Annotated in this window: 17 protein-coding genes; 8 read left to right on the top strand and 9 right to left on the bottom strand. The window is 70.2% G+C overall.

Translation table 11 applies throughout. The features are described from left to right. Positions 1–53: 53 nt before the first annotated feature. A complete protein-coding gene (locus ACZ6O0_RS01255; protein WP_465762794.1) occupies positions 54–356 on the bottom strand; it encodes a DUF1905 domain-containing protein in 303 nt (100 codons plus the stop codon). Beyond that, positions 349–1,299 (bottom strand): helix-turn-helix transcriptional regulator, encoded by a 951-nt coding sequence (locus ACZ6O0_RS01250; protein ID WP_465762793.1) that lies wholly within the window; start codon positions 1,297–1,299, stop codon positions 349–351. The genes ACZ6O0_RS01255 and ACZ6O0_RS01250 overlap by 8 nt, the downstream gene beginning before the upstream one ends. A gap of 55 nt (positions 1,300–1,354) precedes the next feature. On the opposite strand from ACZ6O0_RS01250, the gene ACZ6O0_RS01245 reads away from it, so the two are divergent. Both ACZ6O0_RS01245 and ACZ6O0_RS01240 read left to right on the top strand, forming a co-directional pair. After that, a complete protein-coding gene (locus ACZ6O0_RS01245; protein WP_465762792.1) occupies positions 1,355–1,912 on the top strand; it encodes a DinB family protein in 558 nt (185 codons plus the stop codon). Between the two features lie 55 nt (positions 1,913–1,967). After that, positions 1,968–2,915, top strand: a complete 948-nt coding sequence (locus ACZ6O0_RS01240) for a helix-turn-helix transcriptional regulator (RefSeq protein ID WP_465762791.1) — start codon at positions 1,968–1,970, stop codon at positions 2,913–2,915. Here ACZ6O0_RS01240 and ACZ6O0_RS01235 read toward each other — a convergent pair. Then, positions 2,897–3,331: a GNAT family N-acetyltransferase gene (locus ACZ6O0_RS01235; RefSeq protein ID WP_465762790.1), complete on the bottom strand. Its 435-nt coding sequence runs from the start codon at positions 3,329–3,331 to the stop codon at positions 2,897–2,899. The genes ACZ6O0_RS01240 and ACZ6O0_RS01235 overlap by 19 nt on opposite strands. Positions 3,332–3,429: 98 nt before the next feature. On the opposite strand from ACZ6O0_RS01235, the gene ACZ6O0_RS01230 reads away from it, so the two are divergent. Next, entirely contained in the window at positions 3,430–4,323 is an 894-nt protein-coding gene (locus tag ACZ6O0_RS01230; RefSeq protein ID WP_465762789.1) for an LppU/SCO3897 family protein, read from the top strand. A gap of 16 nt (positions 4,324–4,339) precedes the next feature. Here the strand turns inward: ACZ6O0_RS01230 and ACZ6O0_RS01225 are convergent, their stop codons facing one another. Continuing rightward, positions 4,340–4,765, bottom strand: a complete 426-nt coding sequence (locus ACZ6O0_RS01225; RefSeq protein ID WP_465762788.1) for a nucleoside deaminase — start codon at positions 4,763–4,765, stop codon at positions 4,340–4,342. After that, positions 4,762–5,610 carry a TIGR03619 family F420-dependent LLM class oxidoreductase gene (locus tag ACZ6O0_RS01220; protein ID WP_465762787.1) on the bottom strand — a complete coding sequence of 283 codons (849 nt, stop codon included), beginning with the start codon at positions 5,608–5,610 and terminating at the stop codon, positions 4,762–4,764. Before ACZ6O0_RS01220 ends, ACZ6O0_RS01225 begins: the two co-directional genes overlap by 4 nt. Positions 5,611–5,704: 94 nt before the next feature. Here ACZ6O0_RS01220 and ACZ6O0_RS01215 point away from each other — a divergent pair, with 94 nt between their 5' ends. The 3 genes from ACZ6O0_RS01215 to ACZ6O0_RS01205 are packed head-to-tail and all read left to right on the top strand — an operon-like array spanning position 5,705 to position 7,827. After that, entirely contained in the window at positions 5,705–6,166 is a 462-nt protein-coding gene (locus tag ACZ6O0_RS01215; RefSeq protein WP_465762786.1) for an Lrp/AsnC family transcriptional regulator, read from the top strand. Between the two features lie 18 nt (positions 6,167–6,184). Next, positions 6,185–7,024, top strand: coding sequence for a C40 family peptidase (locus ACZ6O0_RS01210; protein ID WP_465762785.1), 840 nt, complete (start codon positions 6,185–6,187; stop codon positions 7,022–7,024). Beyond that, positions 7,021–7,827 carry an SDR family oxidoreductase gene (locus ACZ6O0_RS01205; protein WP_465762784.1) on the top strand — a complete coding sequence of 269 codons (807 nt, stop codon included), beginning with the start codon at positions 7,021–7,023 and terminating at the stop codon, positions 7,825–7,827. Before ACZ6O0_RS01210 ends, ACZ6O0_RS01205 begins: the two co-directional genes overlap by 4 nt. Here the strand turns inward: ACZ6O0_RS01205 and ACZ6O0_RS01200 are convergent. Further along, on the bottom strand, positions 7,801–8,247 hold the full coding sequence (locus tag ACZ6O0_RS01200; protein WP_465762783.1) for a MarR family transcriptional regulator: 447 nt from the start codon (positions 8,245–8,247) through the stop codon (positions 7,801–7,803). The two genes, ACZ6O0_RS01205 and ACZ6O0_RS01200, sit on opposite strands and share 27 nt — an antisense overlap. Before the next feature lie 68 nt (positions 8,248–8,315). On the opposite strand from ACZ6O0_RS01200, the gene ACZ6O0_RS01195 reads away from it, so the two are divergent. After that, positions 8,316–9,119, top strand: a complete 804-nt coding sequence (locus ACZ6O0_RS01195) for an alpha/beta fold hydrolase (protein ID WP_465762782.1) — start codon at positions 8,316–8,318, stop codon at positions 9,117–9,119. Here the strand turns inward: ACZ6O0_RS01195 and ACZ6O0_RS01190 are convergent. Both ACZ6O0_RS01190 and ACZ6O0_RS01185 read right to left on the bottom strand, forming a co-directional pair. Further along, positions 9,103–9,537, bottom strand: coding sequence for an OsmC family protein (locus ACZ6O0_RS01190; protein ID WP_465762781.1), 435 nt, complete (start codon positions 9,535–9,537; stop codon positions 9,103–9,105). The genes ACZ6O0_RS01195 and ACZ6O0_RS01190 overlap by 17 nt on opposite strands. A gap of 30 nt (positions 9,538–9,567) precedes the next feature. Then, positions 9,568–10,218 carry an NAD(P)H-binding protein gene (locus ACZ6O0_RS01185; protein ID WP_465762780.1) on the bottom strand — a complete coding sequence of 217 codons (651 nt, stop codon included), beginning with the start codon at positions 10,216–10,218 and terminating at the stop codon, positions 9,568–9,570. A gap of 42 nt (positions 10,219–10,260) precedes the next feature. Between ACZ6O0_RS01185 and ACZ6O0_RS01180 the strand changes: the two genes are divergently transcribed. After that, positions 10,261–11,043, top strand: a complete 783-nt coding sequence (locus ACZ6O0_RS01180) for an alpha/beta fold hydrolase (RefSeq protein ID WP_465762779.1) — start codon at positions 10,261–10,263, stop codon at positions 11,041–11,043. On the opposite strand, the gene ACZ6O0_RS01175 is transcribed toward ACZ6O0_RS01180, so the two are convergent. Further along, a complete protein-coding gene (locus ACZ6O0_RS01175; protein ID WP_465762778.1) occupies positions 10,990–12,927 on the bottom strand; it encodes a propionyl-CoA synthetase in 1,938 nt (645 codons plus the stop codon). The two genes, ACZ6O0_RS01180 and ACZ6O0_RS01175, sit on opposite strands and share 54 nt — an antisense overlap. Positions 12,928–12,929 lie beyond the last annotated feature (2 nt).

The raw sequence follows: 12,929 nt of genomic DNA, 5'->3' as shown, positions 1-12,929 counted from the left end.
TCCCTCCCTCTTCCCGGGTCTGTGACGAACGCTAGTCCCACTCGCCGACAGTTTCAGGAGACCTTCCAGCTCCGCAGCCGCAACCGCACGGTCGGTACGTCGCCGTCGTCGAGCTCCTCGGCCCGCCGCACCGCCACCTTCACCGGCAGGATGTACCGCCCGTCCTTCGGGAACATCGACCTGTCCCACACGCTGTCCCCGATCTGCGCCTGCACCAGGATCATCCCCCACCCGTACGTCACGACATTGGATTCCGCCTCGAGGTACGCACAGTCCTCCTCCGGCACCGTGATGAAATACCACGGCGCCGGCCCGCGCCAGTACCAGATCTCGGCGGCGAACTCGATCTCATTCACTGTTACTTGCCTCCAGCAAGCGGTTGGCGATGTTGCGGGCCGCGGTTTTGAGTTCCGCGGATCGGAGGATGTGGTAAGGGGCGGGGAGGGAGGTGAGCTGGCCGGCGTACCAGTAGGGCTCGTCGGTGCTGGCCAGGAGGCGGGTGTGGGTGTCGTCGATGGCTTCCAGGCGGCCCATGCTGCGGGAGATCCAGTGGGCCACGTCGTCGCGCGGGGCGTCGACGATGACCTCGATGGGGTATTTCCAGCCCATCGCCAGATGTTCCTCGACGGCGGCCAGTGGGTCCAGGTCGGCGGGTGCGGTGAATTCCTCGCCCTGCGGCTCGACTTTGGCGATCCTGTCGACGCGCAGAACGCGGCGGGAATTCTTCGTGTGCGACCAGCACAGCAGATACCAACGGCCCCGGCGGACGACGACCGCCCACGGGTCGACGTCCATCGGCCATTCCTCGCCGTGGTGCCGACGGTACTGAAGGATGACGCGCCGGCCGGCGGTGCTCTGGGAGACCAGGGCCGCGGTGATCTCCGGGTCCGGCGTGCGGACGCCGGGATCGGGACCGCGCGCGCTGACCCGGCGGATGGCGTCGGTCGAGCGGGCGATGTGTTCGGGCAGGACCCGGATGATCTTGCCGAGCGCGTTCTCGACCGGGTCGGCCGCGCCGCGCGGTCCTTCCAGCACCGCCATCACCAGGCCGAGCGCTTCGGTGGTGGTGAACATCAGTGGGGCCAGCCGCAGTCCGCGACCGACCCGGTAGCCGCCGTACGGACCGCGGACCGACTCGATCGGGATGTCGGCCTCGCGCAGGATCGCGACATAGCGCCGGGCCGCCCGTTCGGAGACCCCGAGCTTCTCCCCCAGGTGCTCGGCCGTGATGCCCGGGCTGTTCTGGATCAGTTCCAGCACCATCAACGTCCGCGCCGTCGGACTCACGTCGTACGCCACAGGTCCTCACCATTCCGGAAGTGAACTGTCCGGAACCGAGCGTAGCGTCCCGGCCATGGACTACAACACTGTGATGGAGCTGCCGGCGGCGGGCGACGAGGTCGAGACGCTGCTGGGTGTGCTGGAGCGTAATCGCCGGACGTTCGCGTGGAAGACCGGCGGGCTGGACGCGGCCGGGATGAACACCCGGCTCGGCCCCTCGACGATGACGCTGGGCGGTCTCGTGAAGCACCTGGCCCTCGTCGAGGCCGACATGTTCTCGCACCGGTTGCACGGCCGGGACCCGGGCGCGCCGTGGAACAAGATCGACTGGGATTCCGACCCCGACTGGGAGTGGCGCACCGCCGCCGACGACTCCCCCCAAGAACTGGTGGAGCTCTGGCGCGACATGGTCGCCCGCTCGCGCGCCTCGGTGGCGGAGGCCATCGCGAACGGCGGTCTCGACACGACCGGCAGCCTGGTCTGGCCGGACGGCCGCTCACCCAACCTGCGCCGGCTCCTCGCCGACATGATCGAGGAGTACGCGCGGCACACCGGCCACGCCGACCTGATCCGCGAGTCGATCGACGGCCTGGTCGGCGAAGACGCACCCCAGGAGGTCGCCGCACCGTAAGCACCAGCGGCAAAAGTGCGCACCGGATGAGCGGTTTGTCTGCGACGATCAACGGGTGCGAGCGGATCGATTGGTGGCGGTGCTGCTGCTCATGCAGGCCCGGGGCCGGGTGACTGCCGCCGAGGTCGCCGAGGAGCTGGAGATCTCCGTCGCCACCGCGCGCCGCGATCTCGAGGCGTTGTCGACCGCCGGCATCCCGGTCTATCCACAGCCCGGGCGCAACGGCGGTTGGCAGCTCATCGGTGGCGCGCGGACCGATCTCAGCGGTCTGAGCGCCACCGAGGCCCAGGCGCTGTTCCTCCTGGTCGGCCCGGCGGCGTCCATCGCTCCGGACGCGAAGGCCGCGCTCCGCAAGCTCGTCCGCGCGCTGCCCAGCACCTTCCGTGAACACGCGCAAGCCGCCGCCGAGGCGGTCGTGATCGACCCGGCCCGCTGGGGCGAGCACGTGAAGGAACGCCCCGAACTCGTCCGTCGTCTGCAGGATGCCGTCGTACGGCGACGCCGAGTGCGGCTCGTCTATCAAGGGCGCGGCCGGGACGAGTCGGAGCGCCTCGTGGATCCGCTCGGGCTCGTGGACAAGGACGACATCTGGTACCTGATCGCGCAGACCGGCACGGGCCAGCGGACGTTCCGGGTCGAGCGGGTGGTGTCGGCCGAGCTGACCGAGGAGTCGTTCGAGCGGCCGGCCGATTTCGACCTGTCCGTGGCGTGGGGCGAGATCGTCGACCGGATGGAGGAACGGCGCTCCGGGCTGACCGCGACCGTGCTGATGGACGAGCGGTTCGTGTGGGTGATGCAGGACCGGCTCGGCCGCAACTGCGAGGTCGACGGGATGGACGGCGACCGGGTGCGGCTCAAGGTCACCGCGCCGACGCCGTTGATGATCGCCCAGCACCTGGCCGGCTGGGGTGGCTCGATCGAGGTGATCGACCCACCCTCGGTCCAGGCCGAACTCGCCCGCCTCGGACGCGAACTCGCCGACCGCTACAGCGGGATCGTGTAGAGGATGAAGCCGCGGTTCTCGGCGACCTGGTCGTAGAGCCGTCGGGCGGTGGCGTTGCTCTCGTGCGTCGACCAATACACCCGGCCGCAGCCGCGTTCCCTCGCCCAGTCGGTGACGGCCGCGATCAACGCGCGCGCCGCACCCTGACCGCGGGCCTCGGGCGCGGTGAAGAGGTCCTGCAGATAACAGGAGTCCGGTGCCGTCGTACTCGCGTGGACGAGAAAGTGCGCGATGCCCACCAGCCGGCCGTCGAGGTAGGCACCTAAGGCGTGGATCTCGGTGTCCCGCTCGAATCTGGCCCACGCCTCGTCGAAGAACTCGTCCGTCATCGTGCGCCCGTAGAACTCGTTGTAGCCGGCAAACAACGTCTGCCAGGTGTCACGGTCGGTAGGGTCCAGTCGGGCGATGGTGAGCATGTCCGGCACAGTGCCATACCGGGAGGCGAAATGGCCCGTCGGGGTGAGTAAGGTGCGGTGGTTCCGCTTGTCCCGACATCGAGCTACAGGAAGCGTCCGTGACCACATCCCCTCCCCAGCCGCCGCAGAATCCCTACCCAGGTCAGCCGGGCGGGTACGGTCCGCCCCCGGAGCAGTTCCCGCAGTACGCTCAGCCGCAGACCCAGCCGGAACAGCAGCAGCCGGGCCAGGGATACGGTGGTCCCCAGTACGGGCAGGCGCCCTACGGACAGCAGCCGTTCCAGCAGCAGGCGCCGTACCAGCAGGGCCAGGCGTACCCGCAGCAAGGGCAGTCCTTCCCGCAGCAGGGGCAGTTCCCCCAGCAGGGACAGGCGTTCGCGCCGCAGGGTCAGCAGCAGTGCCGGTTCTGCGGTGGCTACCCGGCGGTCGACGCGACCGTGCGTGGGCACCAGGGCATGATCATCCTGATGCGGTGGCTGAAGCTGCAGGGCCGGTTCTGCCGCACCTGCGGAATCGCCTCGGTGCGCGACATGACCTCGAAGAGCCTGTGGCAGGGCTGGTGGGGTATCGGCTCGGTGATCATCAACCCGATCATCATGCTGACGAACATCGGCCCGATGCAGAAGTTCAAGAGCCTGCCCGAGCCGGCGCCCGGCCCCGGCCGGCCGATGGACCCGGGCAAGCCGCTGTTCCAGCGCCCGGTGATCCTCGGTCTGCTGATCCCGGTGGCGGTGCTCGCGCTGATCGTCTTCGCGAACCTCAACTCGACCTCGAACGCCGACGTCGGGCAGTGCGTGCAGAACAAGGGCACGTCCAGCAACCCGAACGTGAAGGTCGTCGACTGCGGCTCGGCCGACGCCGAGTACAAGATCGTCGGCAAGCTGGACGACTCGACCGACGACACCCGGTGCGAGCAGTTCGCCGGCTCCGAGGCGTCGTACGTCTACGAGCGCGGCTCCACGAAGTACACACTCTGCCTGTCCCCCGTCTGAGCAGCCGCGTGCCGGTCTACGCGTAGTACCCGTCGACCGGCACGCGGGCCTCGTCGTACAGCGCGGGCCCTTCCAGTGGTACGTCGGGGAACCCGCCGGTCGACCTGAGTCCGTCGAGCTGCTCCCCCGACAGCGCGTACACGACCCGGCCGAGTCCCGCGCGGGCGAGCGCGCCCGAGCACATCCCACACGGCTGGCAGCTGGTGTACATCGTCGTGCCGGCGGCCTGCTCCGGCGAGAGCTCTCGCGCTGCCCAGACCGCGAGCTTGAGCTCGGGATGGAAGCTGATGTCCGCGTCGGTGATGGTCGTGTTCCGCTCCTCGGCCAGGACGGTCCCGTCCGGTCCCACCAGCAGCGAGCCGAACGGCGGGTCGCCGGCCTCGCGGGCCTCCGCGGCCAGTTCGATCGCGCGGCGGAGGAATCCTTCGGCTTCGGGGGTCACATCGTCTCCTGTCGTCGATGCGCGGCGATCGTCGCCAGCGCCTGCCAGGCCACTTCGGGCCGTTCGGTCTCGGCCGGATCGCCGATGAAGGGATCCAGTACGACGCTCTGCGCGCCGAGCACACGCAGGACGTCGAGGTCCGCCAGCACCTGCTCGAGCGACCCTTCACCCGCGACGCGGGCGTCGTCCGCGAGCGGCCCGGGCGTGAGCCGGAGCAGGATCCGGGGTGCGAAGGCCGGCGCCGGCCGGTCCTCCGCGGCGGCGATCGCCCGCAGCCGATCCGTTGCCGTGCGCAACCAGTCGACGCGTTCGCGGAGCGGGTGCCACGCGTCCCCGTAGCGCACCGCCCGGCGCATGCCCGCCGTACTGCGGCCGCCGACCCAGATCGGGATGTCACCACCGCCGTAGTCCTTGTCGTCCGCCCACGCGCGCCGCAGCTCGGCCAGCACGTGGTCCGTCTGACGGCCGCGCTCGGTGAAGTCGGCGCCGAGGGCCTCGAACTCCTGACGAGCCCAGCCGACGCCGACACCGAGGACGAGCCGGCCGCCGCTGAGCTGGTCGAGGTTCGCCGCCATCCTCGCCACCAGCAACGGGTGCCGGTACGGCGCGATCAGCACCGTCGTTCCGAGCCGGACCCGCTCGGTCAGCCCGGCCAGCCAGCTCAACGTGGTGAACGGCTCGAAGAACGGCGCCGGGTACTGGCTCGCCACATCGTCAGTGATCGCGACATGGTCCGAGACCATCAGCAGGTCGTAGCCGAGGCCCTCGACGACCCGCGCCCATTCGCGCAGTCGCGCCGGGTTCGTGCCGGGGCCGAAGTTCGGGACGTTCACGCCGAGTTCCACGGGATTCAGGCTATCCAGGCGGGCGGCCGGTTCTGAAGGGATTCCTCCCGGCGTACGGCGATCCGCGCCGGGGAATCGCCGGTAGATTGGCCGCATGACCGAGAGTCTCGATCCGACCGACTGGGCCATCCTGGCCGCGCTCCAGAACGACGCCCGGATGTCGCTGACCGAGCTCGGCCGCCAGGTGAACCTGAGTGCGTCCGCGACCACCGAGCGGGTCCGGCGGCTGGAGTCGGCCGGGGTGATCACCGGCTACCGCGCGGACGTCGACCTGACGAAGGTGGGCTATCCGGTGCTGGCCGTCGTACGGCTGAAGTACCCGGGCAACAAGCACGCGCCGCTGCACCGGCTGCTCGCGGAGCGGCGGGAGATCCTCGAGTGCCTCCGGACCACCGGCGACGACTGCTACACGCTGAAGGTCGCCGCGGCCTCGATGCCGCACCTCGAGGAGCTCGTCAACGAGCTGACCGAGTTCGGCAGCACGACGACGAACCTGGTCTACTCCCAGACACAGCCCTATCGCGGACCGGAAAAGCCGGTGACCGACCACCGCTGAGTCTGGGAGCGTTGCCGGGTGCTGACCGTCCTGGGCATCGACGTCTCGCCCGGCCTGCTCGAGCGCTGGGTCGATTGGCTGGCGCCCGACGAGCAACCGTTCTTCCTGACCGGGAAGCAGGCCGCCGAGTGGAGCCTCCCGGTCGGCGACGAGCGCGAGCCGACCGCGGAGCAACGCGACACATACCGCACGTACGGCGTCGACCGGGAGGCTGTGCGGGTCACCTGGCTGAGCGAGGCGGCGTACTCGGACTTGCCCAAGGCGACCCGAGCCGCGTTGGTCCGTGCCCAGGTCCGCCACGGCCGCGCCGCCGTCCCGACGGTCCGCCGATGGTCGGGTGTCGTGGACGTCCGCGGGCAGGCTGACGGGCACCGGTTCGTCTGCTGGAAGTCGCTGCTGCGCGGGAAGGCCGACCTCGTGCTTCCGCGGGTCGTGAGCGAGAATCTCGGGCCGAGTCGGCAAACGGAGGTTCGCATTTGGCCGGCTGAGCTCCCGCGGGTTCGCGAGCTGGCCGGGACGTTTCCGGACGGCAGCGGACCCAACTGCTTCGGCACGGTGATGGCGGCGTGTGGGGTCGATGGAGCGGACCAGGTGTGGATGCTGCGCGAGCCGTTCGAGCAATGGCTGGCGGACAACACGGTGGCGGGTGGACGCGACGACGAACCGGGCACAGTGTTTGTCTGGCGGGGTGCCGGGAACGCAGTTCAGCATGCGGCGATCACGATCGGCGGCGGGTGGATGCTGCACAAGCCGTCGCAGTCGTGGATGACGCCCCGGAAGGTACGGACCGTCGGCGAGGTGAAGCGCAGCACGCGCACTGCCGGTTGGCGGCTGCATCGTCGTAAGGTGAATGCGTGAGGTTGCTCGTCACTGGGGCCGCTGGGCTGCTGGGGAGCGAGCTGCTGCACCTGGCCGAGCACGAAGTGATACCGACGTACCACTCCCAGCCAGTGCCGGGCGGGGTGCCGCTGGACATCCTGCGGCCGGCCGAGGTGCGAGACGTCATCCGCCGGTTCCGGCCGGACGGCATCATCCACGCCGCGTTCAACCAGTGGGACTGGGCGACGACGGCCGACGGAGCCGCCAACATCGCGGCCGCCGCACAGGGCGCCCGGTTGGTGTTCGTCTCGAGCGACGCGGTGTTCGGCGGACGCGCGACGCCGTACGACGAGGACGAACAGCCCTGCCCGGTGACGCCGTACGGCGCGGCCAAGGCGGCGGCCGAGACCGCCATCCGGGCGATCGATCCGTCCGCCGTCATCGCGCGGACGTCGATCATCGTCGGGTACGACGGCCGGTCGTCGACCGAACGCCTGGTCCACGCACTGGCCGCCGGCGAGCCCGGAGCGCTGTTCACCGGCAACATCCGCTGCCCGGTCCACCTGACCGACGTTGCCACGGCGCTGCTCGAGCTCCTCGTCTCCGACGTCAGCGGAGTGATCCACGTTGCCGGGCCCCGAGCGATCAACCGCCTCGAGCTCGGCCGGATGGTCGCCGCACGCGACGGCCTCGACCCCGACAGCCTCGCGTTCGTCCCGGGAAGCCCGTCGGACCTCCGCCTCGACAGCCGGCGCGCCGAGCGGATCCTCAAGACGCGCCTCCGCGCACCGAGCGAGTACCTCGCGGCCGGCGTCCTACAGGCTGCGCTCCGGCAGGAGTGAGCGGGCCAGATCCTCGAGGGCTCGCGTCACCTCGGCCACTCGCGCCCGGTCGTCAGTGCCCAAGGCCTTGGCCAGAGCATCGTCGATGCCGGTCGCACGAACCTGGGCCAACCGATCCGAGACTCCAGGCGCCTGGGTGACCAGGGCTCGGCGGCGGTCGGCGGGGTCAGGGGTGGTGATGACCGAGCCGGCTTCCTTCAGGCGGGCGATGGCCGTGGAGACCTGGCTCTGCGGGAGGCCGGTCCGGGTGGCGATCTCCCCCACCGCGCTCTCCGGGTGCTCGGCGATGTCGCTGGCGACGATCAGCACCATCCGTGCGCTGCCGGCGTACTTCCCCGATCCGCCGGGCGGTTCCGGCAGGGCCTCCTCGCCGATCTTCATCAGGGCGCGGCCGAGCAGGAACAGGTCGACTCCATTCACGGTCGCCAATCTACATCAACCTAGATACATCTTGATAGATGTATCTAATCAGATGTAATGTCCACGGCATGCCGACACTCGACGTTCCCGGAGCGGTCCTGCACTACCAACTCGCCGGCGACGGCCCGCTGCTGCTGATCTCGCAGAGCGGCGAAGGCGACGCCGATCGCAGCACGGACCTGGTCGCCCACCTCACCCGGGACCACACCGTGCTCACCTACGACCGTCGCGGCCTGTCCCGCAGCCGGCTCGACGAACCCGCCTCCATCGCCGACCATGCGGACGACGTACACCGGCTGCTCGCCCACCTCACCGACGAGCCGGCGATGATGCTCGGCTGCAGTCTCGGCGCCGTGATCGGGATGCACGTCGCGGTCCGCCACCCCGACCAGCTCAGTACGCTCGTCGCCCACGAGCCGATTGCCCCGTGGCTGCTCCCGGACCCCGCCGCCAAGCAGCACCGCGAGGAACTCGGCGTCGTCCGGGACCGCTATCTCGCCGACGGACTCCAGGCCGCGATCCCGGAGATCGTCCGTACGCTCGGCATCGACCCGGCGACCGCGGCGGCCGAGCCGGGCCGGACCGAGTTCCCGATGAACGCACAGCGGATCGCGAACTTCGACTACTTCATCCGCCACGACTTCGTCGCCGCGATCGAAGATCACCTCGACCTGGCCGATCTCAGCACCCATGTCATCCCCGCCGCGGGCACGACCACCCCGCGGACCGTCTTCGACTACCAGTGCGCCGAGGCGCTGGCCGCGCTCCTCGAGCAGGAGCTGCAGGTCTTCCCGGGTGGCCACAACGGCAACCTCACCCACCCACGGGCGTACGCCGGGCGCCTCCGGGAGCTCCTCAGTCCGCGTCGTTGACCGTCGTGGTGACCGGAGCGCCGAGCTCGACCGTCCGGCTGACCGTGCAGAGCCGGTCGTGGGACATCTTCACCGCCCGCGGGAGTGCCTCGCGGGCCTTGTCGCCGTCCTCGCCCTCGGGGAAGCGGATGGTGAACTCGACCGCGAGGTTCTCCATCCGGTTGCCCTCCTCGGCGTCGCGGACCTTGTCGCCGCGGACCACCGCGGTGAACTCGGTCGGCTCGGCCCGGCGGCTGACGACGATGTCGACGTCGATCGCCGAGCAGGTGCCGATCGCGGCCAGCAGCAGTTCGACCGGGGTGAAGTCGGTGTCGGCGCCACCCGACCCGACGGTGATGCTGCCACCGCGCGCATTGTGCACCCGGTAGCTGCTGTTGGCGACGCGCTCGAAGTGCACCTGCCGCAGACTCTCAGCCATAGCCGTCACATTCTGTTGCCAGTGGCAACGTCAGAGATTCTTCAGTGCCTCGCTCACCGGGGTGGTCCCGGCGACGAGTTCCAGGGTCCGGCCGATCGCGGCCGGGGTGTCGCAGAGACCGGCCAGCACCAGCGCCACGTCGTCGCGGCTGATCCGGCCGTTACCGGTCTTGCCGGCCAGCAGCACCTCGCCGGTGCCGGGGTCGTTGGTCAGGCTGCCCGGTCGCAGGATCGTCCAGTCGAGATCCCGGGACCGCAGGTCTTCCTCGGCGGCCCACTTCGCCTTGAGATAGATGGTGAAGATGTCGTCGTCGTCCAGCGCGTCGGCCCGGTCCGCGCCCATCGATCCGACCTGGAGGTGGCGCCGTACGCCGGCCTGCTCGGCCGCGTCCGCGAACAGCGCGGCGGCTGCCCGGTCGACGGTGTCCTTGCGCGCAGCCCCGCTGCCCGGCCCGGCGCCGGCCGCGAAGATCGCGACATCCGCGCCGGCCAGGACGCCGGCGACGGCCGCGACGTCGGCCTGCTCGAGATCGAGTACGGCGGCCTGCCCGCCGGCCGCGGCGAGATCGGCCTCGTGATCGGGGTTCCGCACCAGCCCGACCACCTCGTGACCGCCGGCGCTCAGCAGCTTGGTCAACCGCAACGCGATCTGCCCGTGTCCACCCGCAATCACGACTCGCATACCCCGAGCCTAACCCTCGAAGGAATCAGGCAGACTGCTCCCGTGCCCCATGCCACGACCGCCGACGGGACCCGGATCGCCTACCAGGTTCGCGGCGACGGGCAACCGCTTGTTCTGCTGGCCGGGCAGTCGAACAACCACCACTGGTGGGATCCGATCCGCGCCGACTTCGAGGCGGCGTACCGGACGATCACGCTGGACTGGCGCGGGACCGGGGACAGCGACAAGCCGGACGAGGTCTACAGCACACGCGGCTTCGCCGACGACGTCGTCGCGGTGCTCGACGACCTGGGACTCGGCCAGGCCCACGTCTACGGCACGTCGATGGGCGGCCGGGTCGCGCAGTGGCTCGCGATCAACCATCCGGGCCGCGTCGGCGCGCTCGTTCTCGGCTGCACGTCACCCGGCGCGGCGCACGGGTACGAACGCAGCCGGGAGATCCGCCGCGCTCTCGCCGACCCGCAGCGCACGGACGCCGTCCTGCTCGACCTGATGTACACCCCGGAGTGGCTGGCCGCGAACCCCGGCCCGTACCCGGTCCTCGGTGACACGAGCATGCCGTCGTACGCGAAGGCGCGGCACCTGGTCGCGAGCAACAAGCACGACGCGTGGGACGGCCTGCCGGACATCACCGCACCGACGCTCGTCCTGCACGGGGCCGACGACATCTTCAGCCCGGCCGCCAACGCGCAACTGCTCGCCGACCGCATCCCGCACGCGCGGGCCGAGCTCATCGACAGAGCGCGGCACGCGTACTTCCACGAGTTCCGCTCAGTCGCCGGTCCGTTGGTCCTCGGCTTCCTGACCGCGCAGGATCGGGCGTAGCGCGTCCAGGACCGTGGCATCCTCGATGGTCGACGGGACGGGTTCGTCCCGGCCGTCGGCGATCCCGCGCATCGTCTTGCGCAGGATCTTCCCCGACCGGGTCTTCGGCAGCCCGTCGACCACGGACACGTCCCGGAACGCCGCCACCGGTCCGATGTCCCGCCGCACCGCGGCCACCAGCTCCTCCCGCAGGACCTCTTCCGGGATGTCGACGCCGGCTTTGAGTACGACGAGACCGCGCGGCAACTGCCCCTTCAACGCGTCGTGCACTCCGATCACCGCACACTCCGCCACAGCAGGGTGAGCCGCGAGGACCGCTTCCATACTCCCGGTGGACAGGCGGTGTCCGGCCACGTTGATCACGTCGTCGGTGCGGCCCATCACGAACAGGTAGCCCTCGTCGTCGCGGTAGCCGGAGTCACCGGTGAGGTAGTAGCCGTCGTACTGGCTCAGGTAGTTGTCGATGTAGCGCTGGTCGTCACCCCACAACGTCGGCAACGCACCCGGTGGCAGCGGGAGCTGCACTGTGATCGCGCCCTCCTCGTGCGGCCGCAGCTGCGTCCCCTGGGAGTCGAGGATCTGCACGTTCCACCCCGGCATCGGGACGGTCGCCGACCCGGGTTTGGTCGGCAGCGGCTCGAGGCCGCGCGGGTTGGCCGCGATCGGCCAGCCGGTCTCGGTCTGCCACCAGTGATCCACGACCGGTACGCCGAGATGCTCGTGCGACCAGTGGTACGTCTCGGGGTCGAGCCGCTCCCCCGCGAGGAACAGCGTGCGGAACGCGTCGAGCGGGTACTTCGCCACCTCGGTGGCGGACGGGTCGATCTTCTTGATCGCGCGGATCGCGGTCGGCGCGGTGAACAGCGCCTTCGCGCCATGCTCGGAGATGACCCGCCAGAACGCACCCGCGTCCGGCGTACCGACCGGCTTGCCCTCGTACAGAACGGTGGTCGCACCGACCAGGAGCGGTGCGTAGACGATGTACGAGTGGCCGACGACCCAGCCGACGTCGGAGGCGGTCCACCACACGTCGCCCGGCCCGATGTCGTAGATGGCGCGCATCGACCAGGACAGCGCGACCGCGTGGCCGCCGTTGTCGCGGACCACGCCCTTCGGCTTCCCCGTCGTACCCGAGGTGTAGAGGATGTAGAGCGGGTCGGTCGCCGCGACCTCCACTGGGTCGACCGGTTCGCCGGCGGTGGCGACCGCGGTCCAGTCGAGGTCGGTGTCGCCGAGCTTGGCGAGGGCGGCTTCGCGCTGCAGGACGATCGTGTGGTCCGGTTGGTGCTGCGAGATCTCGAGGGCGGCGTCGATGATCGGCTTGTACTCGACCACGCGGGCCGGCTCGATCCCGCAGGACGCCGCGACGATCACCCGCGGGGCCGCGTCGTCGATCCGGGCCGCGAGCTCCTTCGCCGCGAACCCGCCGAACACCACCGAGTGGATCGCCCCGAGGCGGGCACACGCGAGCATGGCGACCACGGCCTCCGGGACCATCGGCATGTAGACGATGACCCGGTCGCCCTTGCCGACCCCGAGCGAGGCGAGCCCGCCGGCGAACCGCGCGACCTCGTCGCGCAGCTCCGTGTAGGTGTAGCTCCGGCCCGTGCCGGTGACGGGCGAGTCGTAGATCAGCGCGGTCCGATCCCCGTGACCCGCCTCGATGTGCCGGTCGAGAGCGTTGTACGACGTGTTCAGCGAGGCGTCCGGGAACCAGCGGTAGAGCGGGGCGCCCGAGTCGTCGAGGGCGCGCGTCGGTGGCCGGATCCAGGAGATCGCCTCCGCGGCGTCGAGCCAGAATCCCTCCGGATCCGCGAGACTCCGCCGGTAGCTCTCGTCGTACGCACCCATCCCAGGCCTCCAGATCAGTCGGCTCCGTCCCATCG

Source organism: Kribbella sp. NPDC048837 (genome assembly GCF_055586945.1).
The sequence above is the reverse complement of the archived record's forward strand: the minus strand, read 5'-3'. Positions and strand labels throughout refer to the sequence as shown.

Bases quoted from the DNA above. Each gene is read 5' to 3' on its own strand.
- ACZ6O0_RS01245 (WP_465762792.1), top strand. From the start codon at position 1,355: ATGGACTACAACACTGTGATGGAGCTGCCGGCGGCGGGCGACGAGGTC.
- ACZ6O0_RS01235 (WP_465762790.1), bottom strand. From the start codon at position 3,331: ATGCTCACCATCGCCCGACTGGACCCTACCGACCGTGACACCTGGCAG.
- ACZ6O0_RS01215 (WP_465762786.1), top strand. From the start codon at position 5,705: ATGACCGAGAGTCTCGATCCGACCGACTGGGCCATCCTGGCCGCGCTC.
- ACZ6O0_RS01195 (WP_465762782.1), top strand. From the start codon at position 8,316: ATGCCGACACTCGACGTTCCCGGAGCGGTCCTGCACTACCAACTCGCC.
- ACZ6O0_RS01190 (WP_465762781.1), bottom strand. From the start codon at position 9,537: ATGGCTGAGAGTCTGCGGCAGGTGCACTTCGAGCGCGTCGCCAACAGC.
- ACZ6O0_RS01185 (WP_465762780.1), bottom strand. From the start codon at position 10,218: ATGCGAGTCGTGATTGCGGGTGGACACGGGCAGATCGCGTTGCGGTTG.
- ACZ6O0_RS01175 (WP_465762778.1), bottom strand. From the start codon at position 12,927: ATGGGACGGAGCCGACTGATCTGGAGGCCTGGGATGGGTGCGTACGAC.